The sequence below is a fragment of the Pseudokordiimonas caeni genome (assembly GCF_026719705.1).
Classification (GTDB): Bacteria; Pseudomonadota; Alphaproteobacteria; order Sphingomonadales; family Kordiimonadaceae; genus Gimibacter; species Gimibacter caeni.
In genome coordinates, this window is sequence record NZ_JAPPRR010000004.1 from 48714 (window position 1) to 70339 (window position 21626).

The window sequence follows — 21626 nt, forward strand, 5'->3', positions numbered from 1 at the left end:
TCCCCGATGCCGGACGCTTGACCGCCGCGCACCACCGCGCAATATGGTGCCATGCTCGATCTCAACGACGCCACCCTCGAAAAGCACAGCGTGACGCTCGCCGGTCACCGCACCTCCATCTCGCTGGAGCGCGGCTTCTGGCGACATCTCCGGCGGCTGGCCGACGAGGAAGGCCTGGCGATCAACGAACTCGTTCGACTGATTGACGAGGCCCGCACGGGCTCGCTTTCCGGCGCACTCAGGGCTTATGTCCTGCAGAATCTGGAACGCCAGCTCAGCACACCTCAGGCCTGAAGCGAGATCATCAGCCCCGCCATCGCCGCACTCATCAGGTTCGCAAGCGTGGCGCCTGCCATGGCGCGCAGGCCAAGCTTCGCGATGAAGGGCTTGCGGGCGGGGTCAATGGCGCCGAGACCGCCGAGCTGGATGGCAAGCGACGAAAAGTTCGCAAAGCCGCACAGCGCGAAAGTGACGATAGCAGTCGTCATCGGGCTCATCGTCTCAAGCTGGGTGCGCATTGAGGAAAAGGCGACGAATTCGTTGAGGATCGTTTTCTGCCCCACAAGGTTGCCGGCAATCGACGCTTCTTCCCACGGCACACCAAGGAGCGCCATCAGCGGCGCGAATATACCGCCAAGAATCGCTTCAAGGCTCAGGTCGCCCTGCCCGAACCAGCTGCCAATCCCGCCAAGCAGGCCGTTCATCAGCGCAATCAGCGCCACGAAGGCGAGAAGGATGGCACCAATGTTGGCGGCGAGCTTCAGGCCGATGATGGCGCCGTCGGCCGCTGCCTCCATCACGGTTGAAGGCGCCAGACCCTCGTCGTTTTCGATCTTCACATTCAGGATGTCTGAGACGCTTTGCTCGTCGGGGCCACCATCGGCCGGATAGATGATCTTCGCCATCAGAAGCCCGCCGGGAGCCGACATGAAGGCCGCCGCGATCAGATATTTAAGCTCGATCCCCATGGCGGCATAGCCGACAAGCACCGACCCGGCGACCGACGACATGCCAACCACCATCAGCGAGAAGAACTGGTGATCCTTCAGGCCGCGCACATAGGGGCGCAGCACCAGCGGCGCTTCGGTCTGGCTGAGGAAGATGTTGGCGGCGGCCGCCAGTGATTCCATCGAGGTCGTGCCCGTGATGCGCTTCAGGGCACCGCCCAGCAGCACGGCCGCCCATTGCATGATCCGCAGATGATAAAGAACCGACATCAACGCCGACATGAAGACGATCACCGGCAGCACATGGAAAAGGAAGATGAAACCTACACCCTCAGGCGTGCCGAGCGCACCGAAGAGGAAGCTGATCCCGGCCTGCGAATAGCCGATCACCGAAGAAATCCCGTGCGACATGGTCGCCATCACACTTTGTCCGAAGGGGATATAAAGCGCGAAAGCCGCCATAAAGAGCTGCAGGGCAAAGGCCGCCACAACAGTGCGTGGAGAAATGGAGCGACGATTTGTCGACAGGAGAACAGCGATAACGAGCAGGACAACAATCCCGAGGACGGCGATCAAAGGCGGGCTCCCCCATGCGGCAGGCAGTTTGATTTTGGCCGACTATGGGGAGAGAGACCGTCTCTGGCAAGTCATGGTTTCGGGGACCGGCCATCACAGGTGCGCTTATTTGGGCGGGTCCGCCTCTTCTGCCTCTTCTTTCTTCTCGGCTTCCTGTTTCTTCTTCAGCTTCGACAACAGGTCGAACGCGGTGCCAAGCACAGCCGCCCCCGGTGCCTTGTCGCTGGCATCCTGTTTGTCGGTCGCTTCAAGTTCCTTGAACACGCCTGAACGGAAGCGCCGCTCGATATCCGACAACACCAGTTTTTCGAGCGACCGGCTGGAGAAGGACGAAACCGGCGCATTCATCGGCCCTTTGTAGGAAACCGGCATCGGGGTGGCATCCTTCGGTTCGCTCATTGCAAGCTCGCCCTTGAGGTCCAGAAGCTGGTCAACAAGGTTGGCCTGCCCATCCAGATGCAGCTTGCCCCAACCGCCCGACGCTTCGAAATTCTCAATGAGCGCCACGCCGCCATCCACCGAAAAACTGGCCTTGAGGCCGGAATAGTCGGTCGTGCCGGTGCGCAAGCGCTGACCGATCAGGCCAAGGAAGGACTGCCCGCTTTTCGCATTGCGGATATCCTGGATAAGCCCATTGATCGCCATGAACTTGAGGGCACCCGAGGAGGCATCGATCGACCCCGTGCCTTTCAGCGTTTTCAGGATCGATTTCATATCATTGCCGCGTGCGGTGAGATCCAGCGATACCTTGGCCGAACCATCGATCACCGAGGAAAGCCCGCTGGAGACCAGTGCCCCGGCGATATCCACAAGATCGGCATCAAGCTTGACAACCATGCGCGGTTTCCGGCCGTTGCCAAGCACGAACTGGCCGGCAAGCGGTTTGGCATTCAGCAATGCCTTGTCACCGAAATTGAGACGCGAGCCCTTGTCGGTAAAAACGACCCGCGCGTTCGGCGCAGTCAGGCTCTGGCCCTTGTAGGTGATATCGGTGAGCGCAAGGCTGATGTTGCCACTGTAGGGGCTGGCAGGTTCGGTTGCTTCCGGGGCGGCAGTTTTGGCGCTGCCGTCATCTTCAGGGATGAGGCCATCAAGCGACCAGTTGGCAGCCTTGAGCGCGCCCGAAATGCGTTCCTGCCCATCGATCCGTATCGAGCCGCCAAGGGTTGACGGGCCGTTTTTCAGGTCCATGTCGCGCATTTCCATGCCGCCGTCCGCCGTCATGCCAAGCGTCGCCTTGGCCGACAGGGGCTGGTTGGGGGCTGGCAGCGCGACATCAAGCCCAAACGCCCGAAGCGCCTCGATGGCCTTTGCATGCTCGAACGACAGATCGTAAGTGCCGCTGCCATCGGCTGCCGCTGAGCCGGAAGCGACAATCTTGCCGCCCGCGACCGATCCACCGACGCGCAGCTTGTAGGGCTCTGTGGCGCCTTCCTGCGATACGGCATAGGTAAGCTTCGCAGGCAGTTTCCGCGCGCCATCCCAACCATAAAGCGCAACTGCGGGCGCGAGATCGGGATGTTCGGCATTACCCTGGATATCGATGCGGGAAAGGCCGTCACCCGCCGCATTCAGCGCCAGTGCACCCGATGCTTCCACCTTCGTGCCCGGTGCGCCTGCAAGGGACGCACTCATACGCATCTTGTCGAGCGGGCCACTAAGCGTCACGTCGCCGGTCAGGGTATTCAGCTTCAGGGCATCCATCAATGGCGCGCTATCCGGCGCGAAAGCGGTGAAAACGCTGACCGGGAAATTCACGGGCGAGGCCTTCAGGTCCGCCGTCCAGTTTTTCTCATCACCCCGGAGGGAACCGGCAAGCGCGAGACTGCCACTGCCGGACGTGAAGCGGGCATTCAGCCCGTCAATCCGGCCCCGGGCGGCCTTGGCGGCGAGGCGCATGTCCTTCACGGCCTGCCCCTGCCAGATCATGCTGCCGACCGCGACATTGATATCGCTGCCCGCATCCCCGAGCGGGCCCAGAGCGTCCGCGAGTGTCTTGGCGAGCGGTTCGGCTTCTCCTTCCGCTGCAGGCACCGCCGGCAGATAGGCGTCAAGGTTGAGAGTATCAAGACTGAGGTTCAGCCGCGTGAGGCTGCCATCGGCGCGCCCGGCGGCCGATCCTGTGAAGCTCGTCGTATCCAGCTTGCCTGCAAGGTCGTCAACTCGCCAGCCACTGGCCCCGTAGCCAAGCCGCCCGTCAACACTTGCCGTCGCCAATCGCCCGGCTGGCACGTTTTCAAGCACGATACCAGCGGATTTGAGAAGCGTGGGCAGGCTGCCCGTTTCTGCCTTCAGGTTGGCAGCAAGACTGCCATCGGCGAGCCTGTACTGGCCGCGCGACACCACAAGGGTTGTCGCCCCCGGCAGCAGCGCCTGCACCTTCGGCAGGCTGACACCATCTGCGACGAAATCCACCTGACCTTCCACGCGCTGCGCCAACGCCTCACCCGATTTGATACCCTCAACGCTGAATTCAACAGCACCGCGCAGCGGCCATTCGCTGCTGGCCGGTGCATCGGAAGCAACCGGCGTAACATCGGCCCAATCAGCCATATCGATGATGCCAAGCCCGAAGGAGCCGCCAAGGCGCTGCGTCTCGCCCGGCACAAGGGTGAGGTCGAACCGGCCGCGGGTGCTACCAGCCTGCAGGTCGCGGCCGGTGAGCTTCATCAGCTTGTCGTTGCCATTGATCTGCATATCAAGCGTCCAAGGCTTGGCCGGGCCTTGCACCGCTTCGCCCTGCCCTGCGGCCAGCATCAGGTCATTGACGAAGGCGAACAGGTCATCGCCGCCCGCCTCCACCCGGCCGGTGATGGCGCCTGTGGTTTCAATCTGCCCCGAAAGCGTAGCGGATCCACCCTTCAGCGATACTTTCAGCCGTCCGGCGCGGTCGCCTGTGGTCTTGCCGGGCCGCAACCGCCCCTCAAGATCGATTGGCCGGTCAGCGACCTTCAGGCTGCCGCCAAAATCGAGCGGCCCATCGGGGAGCGTGCCTTCAAGGTCAAGATCGATATCGTTGATAACGGTCGGGGTCGCGCCTTTGGGCTCCAGCGTCACGCGGCCATCGCGCAGCGCAAGCTTGCCGATGGAAAGCGGTGATGCTTCGCCCTCCGCAGTCGGCTCGGTGGCCTCCGCAGATGCCGGCCAGCCTTTCAATCCCCATGCGCCGTCCTCACCTTGCGCGAGCGTCACGGCAACACCCTCGAGATCAAGCCGTCCGACTTCAAGCGTACCGGTGAGAAGCGGCACGAGGCTGGCGTTTGCGGCGATCCGGTCGGCCACGGCAACGAGCCGCTTGGAATCGCCGCTCGCCCCCATGCCCTTGGGCCAGACCTCGACCCCTTCCACTGAAACAGCAGGGCGTGGCAGCAGGGACACCGCCACCCGGCCATTGAGGACAACATCCATATCAAGCGCATCGCTCGCCAGCCCCGCAATGCGGCCGCGATACTGGTTCCAGTCCATGAAACTGAGGACGACCGAAGCAATGACGACGAGCCCCACAAGGCCGCCTGCCACCCACATGCTTGTCTTCGCCAGTCTGCCCTGTTTCACGTCTGAACCCTCGTCACTATTGCCTGAAACTGCCGTGCCTGCGCCCTGCCTTCGGGCCAGCACATCCACCTGATTGGAGTAACAATCGAATTTGGCAAGCATATGGCGGAAAAAGCTGGCCTGTCCATGTTGACGGCGGTCACTTAACTGTTAGGATCGCCGTAACAATCCTGACCTTCCCCAAGATGAGTTCCGCCGCCCGCCCGCGGTACGCTATCCCGTCTTGATCCCCGACCGCAGATCGGAAATTTTATGAAGTCTCACACCCTGCACCAGCTGACCGACCACCGGGGTCGCAAGATCCTGATGACTCGCTGGACCCGGCGCATTCTCTTCGTGCTTGGCGGGATCGCTGTTGGTGCCACTGCCGTAGCCATGGCGGTGATCGCGGACGAGGCCTATGCGGTGTTTGACGGCATCCACAAATCGTGGCCTTTCATCGCCTACCTTCTGCCTCCCATTGGCTTCGGTTCCATCACCTTCGTCACCATCCGCTTTTTCCCGCTTGCCAAGGGCAGCGGTATCCCGCAGGTGATCGCGGCGCGGCGGTTGAAAGACCCGGAACTTCGCAAACGGTTCGTTTCGTTGCCGGCGGCCTTCGGCAAGATCGTTCTTCTGGGGATCGGGCTTCTCTGTGGCGCCTCCATCGGCCGCGAGGGACCGACCATCCAGGTCGGCGCCGCCATCATGCTCGCCTTCGGGCGTTTCAGCCCACGCCGCCAGCCGGGGCTCTTGCTCGCCGGCTCCGCTGCCGGGGTCGCCGCCGCCTTCAACGCGCCGCTTGCCGGGATCGTGTTCGGGATTGAGGAGATGAGTCGCTCCTTCGAGGTCCGCACCTCGGGCCTCATACTCGGCACCGTGATCGCAGCCGGCCTCACCTCGCTCGCCATCGTCGGGCATTATGCCTATTTCGGCCATTCAAGTGCCATCCTGCCCATCGGCCCGTCGTGGATCGCGGTGGGTGTCGCGGGTGTTGTCTGCGGGCTCGCCGGCGGGCTGTTCAGCCGTATCCTCGCCCTGTTCGCACGCGGCGTGCCCGGCGTTTTCGGCGGCTGGATCAAGGCGCATCCGGTGATGTTCGCTGTGCTCTGTGGCGGCGGCGTCAGCCTGTGCGGGCTCGCCAGCGGCGGCAGCATCTTCGGCACGGGGTACGAGGAAGCCCGCTCGATCATCGACGGCGAGGCGCACCTGTCGCCGCTCTTTGGCCCTGCCAAGCTGGCGGCCACCGCGCTTTCCTCGATCAGCGGCATTCCGGGTGGCCTCTTCTCGCCCTCACTGGCGGTTGGCGCCGGGATTGGGGCGGACCTTCACTGGTTGATGCCCGATGTGCCGATCAGCACGCTCGCCATCCTTTGCATGGCGGCTTACCTTTCCGGCGTCGTGCAGGCGCCCATCACCTCGTTTGTGATCGTGTCGGAGATGACCGACAACCACGCGCTCGTATTGCCGATCATGCTGTGCTGCCTGATCGCCACGGGGGCATCGAAGCTGATCGTGAAAGAGGGCATCTACCAGATTCTGGCCGAACTTTTCCTCGCGAGAATCCAGAGCCCGGAGGAGCCCGCGAAAAGCGGCTGAATGGCGCTTGGCCTGATACCGCAGCGGGTGCTATAGACCGGCCATGACCAATGATCCCTTCGACCTCAGCGACTGGGCGAGCGATGCGCCGCCGCCCACCCCCGCGCCCCTGAATGTCCCACAGGCAGGGAGTGAGCCCGCTTACCTGAAGGGTCTCAACCCGCCGCAGCGCGAAGCCGTGCTGGCAACCGAAGGCCCGCTCCTGGTGCTCGCGGGCGCCGGCACCGGCAAGACCCGCGTGCTGACCACACGCCTTGGCCACCTGATGGCGGACGGCCTCGCCGCGCCCTGGAACATTCTGGCGGTGACCTTCACCAACAAGGCCGCCCGTGAGATGCAGGACCGGGTCGCCCGCGTGATCGGCGCCCCGACCGAAGGCATGTGGATCGGCACCTTCCATTCGATCTGCGTGCGGATTCTCCGGCGCCATGCCGAACTTGTGGGCCTGCAGTCGAATTTCTCGATCCTCGATACCGATGACGAGATCCGCCTCCTGAAGCAGCTGATATCGGCCGAGAATATCGATGACAAGCGCTGGCCTGCCCGCCAGCTGGCCGCCCTCATCGACCGCTGGAAGAACAAGGCCCTGACGCCCGACCGCGTACCGAATGGCGAAGCGCAGGCCTTTGCGAACGGCCTTGGCGCCAAGCTTTACCGTGCCTATCAGGACCGCCTGAAAACGCTGAATGCCTGCGATTTCGGCGACCTGATGATGCATGTGATTTCGATTTTCCAGGCCTACCCGGATATCCTCAACCGCTATCACGCGCAGTTCCGCTACATCATGGTGGACGAGTATCAGGATACGAACGTCGCCCAATATCTGTGGCTGCGGCTTCTGGCGCGCGGGCACAACAATATCTGCTGCGTGGGCGATGACGACCAGTCGATCTATGGCTGGCGCGGCGCCGAGGTTGGCAACATCCTGCGCTTCTCCGAAGATTTCCCCGGCGCGAAGATCGTACGGCTGGAGCAGAATTACCGCTCCACCGGCCATATCCTCGCGGCCGCTTCGAGCCTCATTGCCTCGAACGAGGGCCGGCTTGGAAAAACGCTCTGGACTGACGCCGGTGACGGCGATGCCGTGCGGGTACGCGGCGTTTGGGACGCGCCCGAAGAGGCCCGTTCCATCGGCGACGAGATCGAAGCCCTGCAGGTGAAGGGGGAACCCCTGAAGGAAATCGCCGTGCTGGTGCGCGCCGGTTTCCAGACCCGCGAGTTCGAGGAACGCTTTATCACGCTCGGTCTGCCCTACCGCGTGATCGGCGGCCCGCGCTTCTATGAACGCGCCGAGATCCGCGATGCCATGGCCTATCTCCGCGTCATTGCGCAGGAAAGCGACGATCTGGCGTTCGAGCGAATCGTCAACCTGCCAAAACGCGGCCTTGGGGAAACGAGCCTGCAGAAAGTGCATGCACTAGCCCGCGAGCGGGGCATTCCCCTCACCCGTGCCGGGCGCCTGATATGCGGCATGCCGGATGGGCTTCGTGCTGCCGCCCGCACCTCGCTCGCCCGTCTTCTGGATGATTTCGACCGCTGGCGTGAGATGCTGGCGACCACGAGCCACACCGAGCTTGCCGAAATCGTGCTGGAAGAATCGGGCTATACCGAGATGTGGCAGAAGGACAAATCACCCGAAGCGCCGGGCCGCCTTGAAAACCTCAAGGAGCTTGTCTCCGCGATGGGCGACTTCGAAAACCTTAGTGGTTTTCTTGAGCATATCTCGCTCGTGATGGAAAACAGCAACAACGACAGTACCGACAAGATCACGGTGATGACGCTGCATGCCGCCAAGGGGCTGGAGTTCGATAATGTGTTCCTGCCGGGCTGGGAGGAAGGCATTTTCCCGAGCCAACGCACGCTTGATGAAAGCGGTGTGAAGGGGCTGGAGGAAGAACGGCGGCTCGCCTATGTCGGCCTCACCCGCGCCCGGCAACGCGCCTGGGTCTATTATGCCGCTAACCGGCAGGTCTTCGGCCAGTGGCAGACAAGCCTGCCCAGCCGTTTTGTGGAAGAACTGCCCGAGCAGCATACCGAGGTGGAAGCCGCACAGGGTTTGTACCGCTCCCGTTACGAACGCACTGGCGGCTGGAACAGCGACTGGACCTTCGCCGAGCAGCCCGAACAGAAAGGCACGGGTTACGGCCCCGGCTGGCAGCGCGCCCGCGAATGGCGACAATCGCAAACCGCAAGCGACAAACCCGTTGTGCGCAAGATTGCCGGTGCCCGCGCCGGTGGCGCCACCTTCAGCGCCCAGAAGAAGAGCGAGACCAAAACAGTCAGCGACTTTGCGGTGGGCGAGCGCGTCTTCCATGAGAAGTTCGGCTATGGCACGGTCGAGGACGTCGAGGGCAACAAGCTGCTTGTGGATTTCGAGAAAGCCGGCGCCAAGCGCGTAATGGACAATTTCATTAGTCGGGCCTGAACCCGATATTACACCCTTCGAGACGCCCGAAAAGGACAAAGAAAATGAGCGACGATACGGTCTGGTGCATTTCGGGCATTCTGCCGCGCGACAAGGCGGAAGCCCTTGAATATGTGGTGGAGATTGCAGCCGACACGGTCGAGATGATCCCGCCGACCGTTACTTCGTTCGAGGTGGAGGACGGCAAGGTCTGGATGACCCAGATGTTCTTCGTGGGCGAGCCCGAGCCCGATCTGGTCACTGCCGTCCTCGCCGAAGCCGGGCTTACCGACTGGGCTTACGATTGCGCCCCGGTAGAGGACCGCGACTGGGTGAGTGAAAGCCAACGCCTGCTCGCCCCCGTCCGCGAAGGTCGCTTCTTTGTGTATGGCAGCCACGACGCCGACAAAGCACCGGATGATACCGTCAACCTGCTGATCGAGGCAGGCCAGGCGTTCGGTACCGGCCAGCACGAAACCACGTCCTGCTGCCTCGCCCTTATCGACGCGCTCGGCAACGAAGGCTATGCACCGGCCACCATCCTCGATCTCGGCACCGGCTCGGGCGTCCTTGCCCTTGCCGCCCACCGTGTGTGGGCGGATGCCCGCGTGGTGGCGAGCGACATCGACCCCATCGCGGTTGAAGTACTGGTTGAGAATCTCGCCGTGAATCGGGCGATTGAAAGGGGAATCGGTGAGGACCGGCCCGGCATTGCCCCGCTGGTGGCGGACGGGCTTGATGCCCCCGCCTTTGCCGAGGAAGGCCCGTTTGACCTTGTCACCGCCAACATCCTGGCGGCTCCCCTGATATTCCTGGCACCCGGTATCACGGGTGTTACCGCCAAGGGTGGCAAGGTGATCTTGTCGGGTATCCTGCAAACGCAGGCGGATGAAGTGCTGGCGGCCTATGTGGCCGAAGGCCTTACCCTCGAGAAAAAACTGGAGCGCGGCGATTGGGCCGCGCTCCAGCTTGTTCGGAACTAGAATTCAGTCGGACGGGCGAGACAGAACCCCTTGGGAAGGGGGGGAGGGGGAGGGTTGGAGCCCTGTCCCGCGCCGTCCGTTGGGCAGAAACCTGCTCAGTGCGCGTAGGCACCGCCGCCAAGCGACGCCGGGCGGGTGATCCGCACCATGCGTGCCGTCTTGGCATAAACCGACTGGATGTCGTTCACGATTTCGCCAACCGTCGGGCGGCGCAGCGTGCGCATCTGGCCCTTCGAGACCATCAGCGCGAAGAAAGCGCCGTCGGTTTCGCCCGTGGGCTCCAGCGAGGCGAGTTGCGCCTTGATAGTGCCGACTGCTTCACGGACCATCTCGATGGCCGGCGCAAAGGTCGGGCGGTTAGCGGGTGCCATGCCCTTCAGGGCCAGCATGTCCATGAACGGGGTCTCATACGAGAGTTTTTCTTGTGCTGCCAACAGTGCCATTTTTCGTCTCCGTAACACTTTAACCGGCAACAGTGTCGCGCCCCTGTGGCGCCGATCGCTGTCATTCAGGTTGTTTGTGACGCTTATGTAACGCTGTTAACCCTGCCGGAGTAGTGGGGCAAAAAGCAAACGAGCCATGCGTTAAACGCATGACTGTTGCGGTGCACACAATACAGAATATGGCAGCTTTGAGGCGGAAGCGGTGTCAGCGAACGGCAATGATGCCGAGAAGCGTGGCGAGTAGCAGCAGCCAGAACAGCATGCCGGTCAGCACATAGGGCTTGGCAAGCCGGCGTTCGAACCATTCGCGCGGGCGCATACCGCGGGCGAGAAAGACCGCAAGGCCCGACAGATTGACACAGACGATATTGACGCCAAGGAGGAGCAGCGCACTCATGCCGAGCCGCATTTCCCCTGCCCCCCACAGGAAGCCAGCGGTCGCGGCGGGCGGCAACAGGGCAACAGCGACCATGACGCCCACAAGGTTGGTCGACAGGCCCGAAGTCAGCGACAGCACGCCCGCGATGCCGGAAGCGGCCGCCAGCACAACGGCGGCGATACCCACCTCGGTGCGCGCCAGCAGCTCGTGCGACTGGGGCACCCCGCCCCACGCCCAGCCGGTGAAGGCGGCGATGGCCAGCGCCACGGCCATGCCGACAAAAGCGGTATAGGCTGCTTGCTTCATCAAGGCCTTGTCGCCGAGCGACGTGCCGAAGGCAAAAGCGAGGTTCGGCCCGAGGAGCGGTGCGATCACCATGGCGCCGATCACTACAGCCACATTGTCCTGGATAAGGCCGATGAGCGCCACGAGCGTGGAGAGAACGGTGAGGATCAGGTAATTCTGGTTGATGGACGCACCGGCATTGAGCTTCTGGTACAGCTCTTCCCGCGTGTCCACCGCCCCTTCCGTTTCAATGGCCGGGATGGTGGCATCCACAGGCGTGATGACGATGCGGGCATAATCGGACATCTCGAGGATGCCATATAGCTTGTCGATCAGACTTTGCCGCCCTTCGCCCGGTGCCAGCATGGAATAGAGCGCCAGGCCGTCCTCAAAGGTTTCTTCCCGGCGGAAGGAGACAGCGCCGAATTCGCGGGAAAGCTTCCGAAGGCTTTCTTCAGTTGCCACCGGTGCCGTGATTTCAAGCTTCTTGATCGACATGCCCGCCCCCTATGCTTGTGCCCCATGACCCTCAAGGATCGGGGCCGTCAGGTCAAGCACCGACAAGGGCCAGCCATTCGTCTTCCGAAATGACCTTCACGCCGTGCTTTTCGGCGTCCTTGAGCTTCGAGCCGGCCCCCGGCCCCGCCACCACAAGATCCGTCTTTTTGGAGACCGAGCCCGAAACCTTGGCTCCCAGCGCCTCGGCGCGGGCCTTGGCCTCGTTGCGGGTCATTTTCTCAAGCGAGCCGGTGAAAACGACCGTCTTGCCGGAAACCGGACTGTTGGTCGCCTGCGCTTCCACCGGCTTCACGGAAAGCTCGGCCAGAAGATCGGCAACCACCTGCCTGTTGCGCTCGTCGTGATAGAAATCCTCAAGGCTGAGCACAGCATCAACACCGATGCCGTCCAGTGCCATCAGGTCTCGGTTATGCTGTTCCAGCGCTGCCGCCTGTGCCACCGGCAACTGCACCTCTTCATCAAACTTGCGTCCCTTGTTTGCTGCAAACAGGAGAAGCGCGTTCGAAGCTTCCTTCTCGTCCTCAATCGTCAGGATTTTCTGCAAGCCCTGCAGCTTGCTGGATTCCATGATGATGGTAATAAGATCCAGCGATTCCTGCTCGCCAATCGCTTCCACCATCTGCTGGCGGTATTCTTCGGCCTTGTCCAGCCAGTCGACCATCGCGGCGGGGGTTTCAAAATGGCGGGCGAAAATCTTGGCGGTTTCCGAACCGATGGACGGAATGCCGAGCGCGAAGATCAGGCGGTGGAAATCGATGGCGCGGCGTTCCTCGACCGCTGTCATCAGGTTCTCGACCGACTTTTCGCCAAAGCCATCCATCATCAGAAGCTCGGCCCTGTGCGATTTCAGGCGGAAGATATCAGCCGGGCTATCAAGCCAACCGCGCCCGAGGAAAGCTTCCACCTGCTTCTCGCCAAGCCCTTCGATATCGAAGGCATTGCGGCTGACGAAATGCTTCAGGCGTTCGGCGCGCTGCGCCTTGCAGGTGAGGCCCCCGGTGCAGCGCACCACCACATCCTCACCTTCGGCAAGCGCCGGGCTGCCGCAGACGGGGCAATGCTCGGGAAAGACAAACGGCTTTGCGTCTGCGGCGCGCTTCTCGGTCACCACCTTCACCACCTGCGGGATCACGTCGCCGGCACGCTGGATCACCACCGTGTCGCCGATCCGCACATCCAGCCGGGCGATCTCGTCCCTATTATGCAGTGTGGCGTTCGAAACGATCACACCGCCCACGCCAATGGGTTCGAGCTTGGCCACGGGCGTCAGCGCGCCGGTGCGGCCCACCTGGATATCGATATCTTTCAGGATCGTCATCGCCTGCTCGGCCGGGAACTTGTGGGCGATGGCCCAGCGCGGGGCACGAGCGACCATGCCAAGGCGGGCCTGCCAGTCCAGCCGGTCGATCTTGTAGACGACCCCGTCGATATCATAGTCAAGCGTCGCGCGGGCCTCGCCGATCTTGCGGTAATGCGCCAGCGCGCCGGCGGCATCCTCCACCCGCACCATCAGCGGATTGACCTTGAAGCCCCAGCGTTTGAAGGCCCCCACGGCCTCCATCTGCGTATTGAAGGTGAGGGTTGAAATCTCCCCCCACGCATAGGCGAAAAACTCAAGCGGGCGGGACGCCGTGATCGTGGCGTCCTTCTGCCGAAGCGACCCGGCCGCTGCATTGCGCGGGTTGGCGAATATCTTGCCGCCAGACGCTTCCTGCGCCTTGTTCAGCGCCAGAAAATCCGCCTTGGACATATAGACCTCGCCCCGCACTTCCAGCACTTCCGGCCAGTCGGTGCCCGCGAGGCTTTGCGGGATGCTTTTGATGGTGCGGGCATTTGCCGTGACATTCTCGCCCACCGTGCCATCGCCGCGCGTTGCCGCCTGCACCAGTTCGCCGCGCTCGTAGCGCAGCGCCAACGACAGGCCGTCAATCTTGGGCTCGGCCGTCATGGCGACGGCTATCGCGTCATTCAAGCCCAGAAAGCGCCGCACACGGGTGACGAATTCGGTGACATCCTCATCGGCGAACGCGTTCTCAAGCGACAGCATCGGCCGCTTGTGCGTCACCTTCTCGAACTTGCCGCTCGCAGGCGCTACACCGACCCTCAGGCTCGGGCTATCCGCCAGTTTGATCTCGGGGAAGCGGGCCTCGATGGCATCGTTGCGGCGCTTCAGGGCATCATAGTCGGCGTCCGAAATCTCGGGGTCATCCTCGCCGTGATACAGCGCATCGTGACGGGCGATTTCATTGGCCAGCCGCTGCAGCTCCGCCTTCGCTTCACTTTTAGTCAGATGTTCAACGGGGATGTCGAATAGTCCGGGCATTCTTCTCAAACCGCTTCCAGAAGCCGGTCGGCCGCCGCGCGGGCTTCCGGCGTGATCTCGGCACCTGCCAGCATGCGGGCCACTTCCTCGCGGCGCTCCTCGATGGCGAGGGGCACAACGCTGGTGCGGGTGCCACCGGCGATATCCGCTTTCTCGATCCGGAAATGGACGCCGCCGCGCGCCGCCACCTGCGGGCTGTGCGTCACGACCAGCACCTGTGCCTCGGTCGACAGCCGCTTCAGGCGTTCGCCCACCGCATCTGCCGTGGCGCCGCCGATGCCGCGATCAACTTCGTCAAATACCATGGTCGGTGCGCTGGAGCCCTTGGCGAGCACGACCTTGAGCGCAAGGATGAACCGGGCCAGTTCGCCGCCCGAGGCGATCTTCACCAGCGGCCCGAAGGGTGTGCCGGGGTTGGTCTTCACCTCGAAGGCGACGCTATCGCCGCCGGCCGCCCCCCAAAGATGCTCAGGCAGCGCTTCAATCGCTGTATGGAACTGGGCCTTTTCAAGCTTCAGGGGCGGCAGTTCGGCCATCACAGCCGCGTCGAGCGCCGCCGCTGCCTTCTGCCGGCGCGCGGAAAGGCCGGCCACCTTGTCTTTGAGTGCTGCCCGCGCCGCAGCCACCCTGCCCTTCGCGGCGAGCACCGCTTCATCGCCAGCATCAAGGGCCGCGAGCTTCGCCTGCAAACGTTCCTTCAGCCCCGGCAGGTCACCCGCCGGGCAGCCATGCTTGCGGGCAAGGCGGCGGATTTCAAACAGGCGTTCCTCGATCCGCTCGAGGGCGGCCGGATCAAATTCCAGATCAGCTTGCAGGGCTTCAAGGCCCGCCACGGCCTCGCCAAGCTCGATGGCGGCACGGTCGAGGGCAGCACTCACCGGCTCCAGCCGCACGGCCAGGGGGCCATCCTGCCTGAGCATGCGGCGCAGCACCCCGCGCACGGTGGCATCCACACCGCCGTCTTTCGTCAGTTCGCTATGGAAGGTGCCAAGCTCCTCCATCAGCTTCTCGCCTTGCATCATAAGGGTGCGGTCTTCATCCAGCTTTTCTTCTTCGCCGGGTTCGGGGTCGAGCGTGACAAGCTCCTCGACTGCATGGCGCAGGAAGTCCTCGTCCCGGCGCGCTTCGACGAGCGAGGCTTCGGCGTCCATCAGGATCGTTTCTTCGTGGCGAAGCGCCTCGTGGGCCGCTGCCACCTCGGCGCGCGCGTCGCCGTTGCCCGCGAAAGCGTCCAGCAGGTCGCGGTGAGCGGCGGGGTCCAGAAGGCCGCGGTCATCATGCTGACCGTGGATTTCAACGAGAAGCGTGCCGATTTCGGCGAGCAGCGTCTGGCTCACCGGCTGGTCGTTCACCCAGGCGCGGCTGCGGCCATCGGTGGTGATCTGGCGGCGCAGGATCAACTGGCCGTCGCCGTGGTCCATGCCGTTGTCGGCGAGCCGCCCGCAGGCAACATGATCGGGGGCAAGATCGAAGGCAGCGGTCACACTGCCCTGCTCCGCCCCCTGCCGCACCAGCGCACGGTCGGCGCGGGCACCAAGGGCCAGCCCCAAGGCATCTAGAAGGATGGATTTGCCGGCGCCGGTTTCCCCGGTCAACACATTGAGCCCGGCTCCAAGCGCGAGGTCGAGCCGGTCGATCAGGACAATATCGCGAATACTGAGGTTCGCCAGCATTGCCGCCTCCCCCTCACGCGTGCCGCGTCAGAACGGCCACAGTTTGCTGAGCCAGCTTCCTTCATGCACTTCCGGCTCCAGCGACTGGTTGTTCAGAAGCGCATAGGAATAACGGTACCATTTGTTGCCCGGGAAGTTGTGGCCGAGCACGGCAGCTGCCATCTGGGCTTCCGGATAGATGCCAAGCGCCAGATAGCATTCCACCAGCCGGTGCAGGGCTTCGGGCGTGTGGCTCGTGGTCTGGAAATTTTCCACCACGTTGCGGAAGCGGATCACCGCCGACAGATATTCCTTGCGCTGCATGTAGAAGCGACCGACTTCCATGTCCTTGCCGGCAAGGTGGTCACGGGTCAGGTCGATCTTCAGCTTCGCGTCGCGCGCATAATCGGTGTCAGGGAAACGACGGACCACCTCGGTCAGCGAATCCAGCGCCTTCTGGGTCTGGTCCTGGTCGCGGCCCACGTCGCTGATCTGCTCGTAATAGCTGACGGCAATCAGATAATAGGCATAAGGTGCGCCGCGGTTACCCGGGTGCAGCTGCAGGAAGCGCTGCGCCGCGAGGACCGCGTCGTCATATTTATTGGCCATATAGTTGGAATAGGCCGCCATCAGCTGCGCGCGGCGGGCCCAGACGCTATAGGGGTGCTGGCGTTCGGTCTCGTCGAAAATAGCGGCGGCCTGCCGGTACTGTTTCCGGTCCAGCCGATCCTGCGCGAGGTTGTACAGAACTTCCACATCGCGGGCGATATAGGTGTCTTCATCCTTGCCACCGCAGGCGGAAAGCGCCACCAGACACCCCGCGAGACATGCAAGTTTCAGCCGTTTCATCGCCATACCAGTCACTTCCCCTCGCCGCGACGCCAGTCTTCCGTTGCCGCAGGTAGAATTATAAATATAATTTTCAACCATCGCGCACAGGAGAAGTCCTGCGCAAAATGAAGGCCGGGTCATCCTCTAGCACAGGTCCGGCGGCCCAGCCAACGACGAATCGCCCCTTACCGCACGAGGATTGAGTATGAGCAGGAAGAGCGAAGAAAACGGCGAAATCATGACCGCCGACACACCCCTCGGGCACGCCGCCCTGATCGACGCGCACGTGGCCTCCCGTCTGGCCGAAGCAAGGCGTGAACAGGGCCTCAGCCTCAGCGCGCTCGGGCAGGCGGCAGGGGTCAGTTATCAACAGATCCAGAAGTATGAAAACGGCCGAAACCGTATCAGTTGCGGCACGCTTTCGGTATTGGCCAGATACCTGCACAAGCCGGTCGAATGGTTCTTCGACACCCCGGAAAGCACAAGGGCGCCGGAGACAGCCAGCGCCCTTGATCCGATCGACAAGGCAATCGGCGAATTATTGATGGCGGTTCGCCAGTCGCAGTTCGTCCGTCGTCAGGCCGGCAGCTGACCGCGCACCAGCGCGTCATAGTCGAACATCAGCGACTTGGTGATCTCGCCAACCTCGAACCGGAACGGCCCGATTTCCGAAAGCGGGGTCACCTCGGCGGCGGTGCCGGTGAGGAATGCCTGCTCGAACCCTTCCAGCTCGTCCGGCATGATGGCGCGCTCGACCACTTCGATGCCCCGGCGGCGAGCGAGATCGATCACCGATTTCCTCGTGATGCCGTCAAGGAAGCAATCGGGCTTCGGCGTGTGGAGCTTGCCGTCTTTCACGAAGAAGACGTTGGCGCCGGTCGCTTCCGCCACCTGACCGCGATAATCATACATCAGGGCGTCGTCATAGCCCTTGGCTTCCGCAGCGTGCTTCGAAAGCGTACAGATCATGTAAAGCCCTGAAGCCTTGGCAGCGGTCGGCGCGGTATCTGGGGCCGGGCGGCGCCACTGGGCGATATCGAGGCGCAGGCCGCGCAGGCGCGCCTCGGGCGAGAAATAGGACGGCCATTCCCAGCAGGCGATCGCCGCATGGATCGTGTTCTTCTGGGCAGCCACGCCCATCATCTCGCTGCCACGCCAGATGATCGGGCGGAAATAGCAATCCTTGTAGCCCGCCTTGTTCATCACTTCGTAGCAGGCGTCATTGATCTGCTGCTGGGTGAAGGGAACCTTCATGCCAAGGATCTCGGCCGACTTGAACAGCCGCTCGGTATGTTCTTTCAGCTTGAAGATAGTGCCATTGTAAGCGCGCTGGCCTTCAAAGACCGCACTGCCATAATGCATGGCATGCGTGAGCACATGGACCTTGCAAGCACGCCAGGGGCGCATCTCGCCGTCCATCCAGATCCAACCGTCCCGATCATCATAGGGCGCCGTGCTCATTTTCGTCTCCAACCACTGAATTTAAAAGAAAAGTTCGTTTTCGGCTTGCCCGACGTAACATTATGTCGCATATATGTCAACAACACTGACATATGCCGGCAACGTTTTTTCAGCAAGAGGGCACATCCAGACCATGACACCGCGAAAAATTCCGCAATCGAATCTGTACCTTCGGGAAGAGGAACTGCGGCGCGGGATCGAGCTTCTGTATTTTGCCTACCGGGACTTCACCCGCGACCCTGACGAGATCCTTGCCAAATCACGATTCGGGCGGGCCCATCACCGGGTGCTCTATTTCGTCGGTCGCAGCCCCGGCATCACGGTTTCGGGGCTCCTTTCCATCCTCCGTATCACCAAGCAGAGCCTGTCGCGGGTGCTGGGTGAACTGGTCGAGCAAAGCTATATCCGGCAGGAAACAGGCACCGAGGACCGCCGCCAGCGGCTTCTCTACCTCACCGACAAGGGCGAAGCATTCGAGCGCCAGCTGTTTGCAAGCCAGCGTGACCGCGTGGCCCGCGCCTATAAGGTCGCTGGCCCCGAGGCCGTGGCGGGCTTCTGGGAAGTGCTCCTCAATATCGTCGATGATGACGAGCGCGACAGCGTCCTCAAGCATATCGAGAAATAGGCCTCGTTCATTCTGGACTCGACGGTACTGGCTTGTTGCCCTGTCGCGGCCATGCTAAACGGCAGCGCCAGAACAAACGAGGAGACTGATGCATGACCCTTGATCAGCGCCTGATCGACGGCTACCGACGCTTTCTCGAGACCGACTTCGAACGCGACCGCGAGCTTTATCACTCGCTCGCCGAAGAAGGCCAGACCCCCCATACACTTGTTATTGCCTGCTCCGACAGCCGCGTATTGCCCCAGCATGTGCTGGGCGCCGGGCCAGGCGACATGTTCCTTGTCCGCAACGTGGCAGCCCTTGTGCCACCCTTTGAGGATGACGCCGGCTATCATGGCACCAGCGCCGCCATCGAATTCGCCGTCACCAGCCTTGGCGTGAAGAATGTCATCGTCATGGGCCATGCCAAATGCGGTGGGGTCGGCTGTGTAGCCGATGGCAGCGTGAAGGAGACAAGCTTCGTCGGCCGCTGGGTCCGCCCCTTGCGCGAATGGCTGCACCGCCATGACGACCTGATCCCCAAAAACCCGACTGCCCGTGCCCGCCTTCTGGAGCGCGCGGCCGTGCACCTGTCGGTCGAGAATCTGATGACCTTCCCCTTCATCGCCGAGCGCGTCGCCGCCCGCACGCTGAATGTGGAAGGCCTCATCCTCGATATCTCGAACGGGGAACTCCTGAGGGTCATCGCCAAGCCGGACGGCATTTTCGACGTCCAGTCAGTGCTGAACGAAGGCTGAGCCGGTCGTCGCGGTCAGGGCAGCAGGTCCGTGGATGGCTTCAGTTTCTTGAAGCTGAACGGCTTCTCTGACACCGGCCCGAATTCGAAGACATTCTTCGAGACGCGACGACGCAGGACGATATCCACATAAAGGGTTTCATTGGCCTTCAGGATATCGGCCACGTTCAGACCATCCGAGCGGAACTCGGCCATAGCATAGTGCGAGAATCCTTCCGAGGGTCTCGCCTCTACCCGGAACCCGAGCGCAGGCATCTCACGCATCAGGTCGGCGTTCACATAATAGACCAGCCGGCCCGACAGGGCGTTGAACTGGCGGTCCACAAAAAAGCCTTTCGGCAGCCTCTCCGGCGCATAGCCTTCGCCAAGCAACAGCAGGTCATAATCCCGGATGGTCTCGCCCCTGTCATCCCGCACCTGAAACACGACCATCAAATAGCGCGCCCCACCTTGCTGCGAGGCTGCTGTCAATTGTGCCAGATCCTGCAGGCGCTGCTGATAATCGCCGGGCGATTGCACGTCGAAACATTTCAATATTTCGTCGACGACAGGTTTCTCGCCTGCATTGGCGACCGTGACGCTGTTCATGATCCCGATATCAGCCCCGGAATGCGAGGCATCTGGCACGACACCAAGCGGTATGGGCGCGGGGCGGCGGAGACCTCCCTCAGGCACGAGACTATAGACAAGGGGATCCTCAGACAGGGCATGGTCCGTCTGCTGTAATTGCAGAAAACCGCAATTCATGTTGGCGCCCGCCACCCGGACAACCCCGTCCGATCCCTTCTCGACCAGATAGCTGTTCAGGAAGTCATAGAATTTATGGTCGATGGCCTGCCCCGTCAGGACAAAAGGATAGAAGCCCTCGGCTCCGGCCGCGTGCAGAAGCGCTTCCTCGTTCAGGCGCCATTGCCCTTCGCTACCGAGGCAGAGCCAATCCAGAATGCGCTGGCCCGGTTCCACGCCCTGGAACCATGCCTTGATGCGGCCTACCCGCTTCTTGCCAAGCGCGGCGAGGCTGGAGCCATGATTGGCCGGCGCCAGCATGACCAGATGCTGCAAGGGCACGATGGGTGCGCCCAGATGCCAGTAGAACCGCCGGATCCATTCCCGGACCACTGGGCCGCCGGTGGAGTGGGTCACGCAGGAAAAGGGCGCGATATTCCCGGCCCCATCCCCGAGCGTATCGACGAGGGCCGCATTGAAGGCCCGCGTGACATCATCCATCGAGACTTCATCATGAAAGCTGATATAGCGCCCGAGATGGATATGCTGCACATCGATCGGGACGCCGGACCGCGCAACAAGGGCTTCGGGGAGATCGCCATAGGTCTCCGTATCGGTCACGCTCCAGCCATGCACAAATACAAGCTTCATCGCGCCCCCCTGCTGCTGATAGGGCCGTCACTTCGCGGGAAACCATGATAAGTTGCATGATACCACCTTGCGTGATGCAGGGCAATCGGAGCCACGGCGCCTGAAAACGAAAAGGCCGCTCAAACGAACGGCCTTTCCTTTTGTCTTCTGGTCGAAGGACCTTCGACTTAGTCGAAGTGTTTGCCTTCTTTCACCGGCTTCCAAACTTTCTTCATCGAGAAGTAGAGGATGATGGTCAGTACCAGCAGGAACAGGATCACGTTGAGGCCCATCGAATGGGACTGCTCGAGATGGGGTTCCGCCACGAAGGTCAGGAAATTGACCACGTCGCGGGCCATCTGGTCCTGGGTAGCCTTGGTACCGTCCTCATACTCGACGATATCGTCGGAAAGCGGCGGTGCCATGCCGATCTGGCCGCCCTTGAAGTAAGGGTTGTAGCTCTTGCCCGGCGTTACCGACACATCGGCCGGTGCGTCCTCGTAGCCAGTCATCAGGCTATAGACATAGTTGGCACCGTCATGACGGGCCTTGACGATCAGCGACAGATCGGGCGGCAGAGCCCCGCCGTTCGAGGCGCGCGCGGCGTTCTCGTTGGCGAAGGGAGCCGGGATACCGTGCTGCGGCAGGGCCTTGATCATGGTCGGTTCGCCGAACTCGTCGGGCTCGCCCGGTACTTCATACTCGGCGGCGAAGGCCTTGATCATGTCTTCTTCGTAGCCAAGCGCCGCAAGGTTGCGGAACTTGAAATATTTGAGGCTGTGGCACGAGGCGCAAACCTGCTTGAAAACCTGGAAGCCACGCTGGGCCGAGGCCTTGTCGAAGGTCCCGAAGGGGCCTTCGAACTGCCATTCAACCTGCTTGGGGTGTGCCCCGGCGGTCGCTGCATTGGCCGCCATGGTCAGACCCGCAACCGCGGTCAGGGCAAGGGCAAAATTCTTGATCATTTTCATTT

The 21626-nt window shown here is 62.2% G+C and carries 17 protein-coding genes; 7 read left to right on the plus strand and 10 right to left on the minus strand.

From position 1 onward, the window contains the following. Positions 1 to 51: 51 nt before the first annotated feature. The gene (locus tag OU694_RS15120) at positions 52 to 294 is read left to right on the plus strand and encodes a ribbon-helix-helix domain-containing protein (protein ID WP_308911850.1); all 243 of its coding nucleotides are present in this window, start codon (positions 52 to 54) and stop codon (positions 292 to 294) included. Here OU694_RS15120 and OU694_RS15125 read toward each other — a convergent pair. Beyond that, positions 285 to 1523, minus strand: coding sequence for a NupC/NupG family nucleoside CNT transporter (locus OU694_RS15125; RefSeq protein WP_308911851.1), 1239 nt, complete (start codon positions 1521 to 1523; stop codon positions 285 to 287). The two genes, OU694_RS15120 and OU694_RS15125, sit on opposite strands and share 10 nt — an antisense overlap. 105 nt (positions 1524 to 1628) lie before the next feature. Next, positions 1629 to 5078 carry an AsmA family protein gene (locus OU694_RS15130; protein ID WP_308911852.1) on the minus strand — a complete coding sequence of 1150 codons (3450 nt, stop codon included), beginning with the start codon at positions 5076 to 5078 and terminating at the stop codon, positions 1629 to 1631. Positions 5079 to 5330: 252 nt separating this feature from the next. On the opposite strand from OU694_RS15130, the gene OU694_RS15135 reads away from it, so the two are divergent. From OU694_RS15135 to OU694_RS15145, 3 genes are read left to right on the plus strand one after another with little or no spacing between them, the layout of a single operon-like run. Then, positions 5331 to 6656 carry a chloride channel protein gene (locus OU694_RS15135; protein ID WP_308911853.1) on the plus strand — a complete coding sequence of 442 codons (1326 nt, stop codon included), beginning with the start codon at positions 5331 to 5333 and terminating at the stop codon, positions 6654 to 6656. Positions 6657 to 6699: 43 nt separating this feature from the next. Continuing rightward, positions 6700 to 9081 carry an ATP-dependent helicase gene (locus OU694_RS15140; protein ID WP_308911854.1) on the plus strand — a complete coding sequence of 794 codons (2382 nt, stop codon included), beginning with the start codon at positions 6700 to 6702 and terminating at the stop codon, positions 9079 to 9081. A gap of 44 nt (positions 9082 to 9125) precedes the next feature. Continuing rightward, the gene (locus tag OU694_RS15145) at positions 9126 to 10043 is read left to right on the plus strand and encodes a 50S ribosomal protein L11 methyltransferase (protein WP_308911855.1); all 918 of its coding nucleotides are present in this window, start codon (positions 9126 to 9128) and stop codon (positions 10041 to 10043) included. Between the two features lie 95 nt (positions 10044 to 10138). On the opposite strand, the gene OU694_RS15150 is transcribed toward OU694_RS15145, so the two are convergent. The 5 genes from OU694_RS15150 to OU694_RS15170 all read right to left on the minus strand — a co-directional run bounded on the left by OU694_RS15150 (position 10139) and on the right by OU694_RS15170 (position 16499). Beyond that, positions 10139 to 10486: a hypothetical protein gene (locus OU694_RS15150; RefSeq protein WP_308911856.1), complete on the minus strand. Its 348-nt coding sequence runs from the start codon at positions 10484 to 10486 to the stop codon at positions 10139 to 10141. Positions 10487 to 10691: 205 nt separating this feature from the next. Next, positions 10692 to 11648 carry a TIGR00341 family protein gene (locus tag OU694_RS15155; protein ID WP_308911857.1) on the minus strand — a complete coding sequence of 319 codons (957 nt, stop codon included), beginning with the start codon at positions 11646 to 11648 and terminating at the stop codon, positions 10692 to 10694. Positions 11649 to 11700: 52 nt separating this feature from the next. After that, entirely contained in the window at positions 11701 to 13992 is a 2292-nt protein-coding gene (gene ligA / locus OU694_RS15160) for an NAD-dependent DNA ligase LigA (protein ID WP_308911858.1), read from the minus strand. Positions 13993 to 13997: 5 nt separating this feature from the next. After that, positions 13998 to 15665 (minus strand): DNA repair protein RecN, encoded by a 1668-nt coding sequence (recN, locus tag OU694_RS15165; protein WP_308911859.1) that lies wholly within the window; start codon positions 15663 to 15665, stop codon positions 13998 to 14000. Positions 15666 to 15692: 27 nt separating this feature from the next. Then, positions 15693 to 16499, minus strand: coding sequence for an outer membrane protein assembly factor BamD (locus OU694_RS15170; RefSeq protein WP_308911860.1), 807 nt, complete (start codon positions 16497 to 16499; stop codon positions 15693 to 15695). Positions 16500 to 16713: 214 nt separating this feature from the next. On the opposite strand from OU694_RS15170, the gene OU694_RS15175 reads away from it, so the two are divergent. Further along, the gene (locus OU694_RS15175) at positions 16714 to 17067 is read left to right on the plus strand and encodes a helix-turn-helix domain-containing protein (RefSeq protein ID WP_308911861.1); all 354 of its coding nucleotides are present in this window, start codon (positions 16714 to 16716) and stop codon (positions 17065 to 17067) included. Here the strand turns inward: OU694_RS15175 and OU694_RS15180 are convergent. Next, positions 17052 to 17936 carry a branched-chain amino acid aminotransferase gene (locus tag OU694_RS15180; RefSeq protein WP_308911862.1) on the minus strand — a complete coding sequence of 295 codons (885 nt, stop codon included), beginning with the start codon at positions 17934 to 17936 and terminating at the stop codon, positions 17052 to 17054. The two genes, OU694_RS15175 and OU694_RS15180, sit on opposite strands and share 16 nt — an antisense overlap. Positions 17937 to 18069: 133 nt before the next feature. Between OU694_RS15180 and OU694_RS15185 the strand changes: the two genes are divergently transcribed. Beyond that, positions 18070 to 18561 (plus strand): MarR family winged helix-turn-helix transcriptional regulator, encoded by a 492-nt coding sequence (locus tag OU694_RS15185; RefSeq protein ID WP_308911863.1) that lies wholly within the window; start codon positions 18070 to 18072, stop codon positions 18559 to 18561. A gap of 92 nt (positions 18562 to 18653) precedes the next feature. Next, the gene (locus tag OU694_RS15190; RefSeq protein WP_308911864.1) at positions 18654 to 19298 is read left to right on the plus strand and encodes a carbonic anhydrase; all 645 of its coding nucleotides are present in this window, start codon (positions 18654 to 18656) and stop codon (positions 19296 to 19298) included. 14 nt (positions 19299 to 19312) lie between these two features. Here the strand turns inward: OU694_RS15190 and OU694_RS15195 are convergent, their stop codons facing one another. Continuing rightward, on the minus strand, positions 19313 to 20674 hold the full coding sequence (locus OU694_RS15195; RefSeq protein WP_308911865.1) for an esterase/lipase family protein: 1362 nt from the start codon (positions 20672 to 20674) through the stop codon (positions 19313 to 19315). 167 nt (positions 20675 to 20841) lie between these two features. Then, positions 20842 to 21618, minus strand: a complete 777-nt coding sequence (locus OU694_RS15200) for a cytochrome c1 (protein WP_308911866.1) — start codon at positions 21616 to 21618, stop codon at positions 20842 to 20844. Positions 21619 to 21626 lie beyond the last annotated feature (8 nt).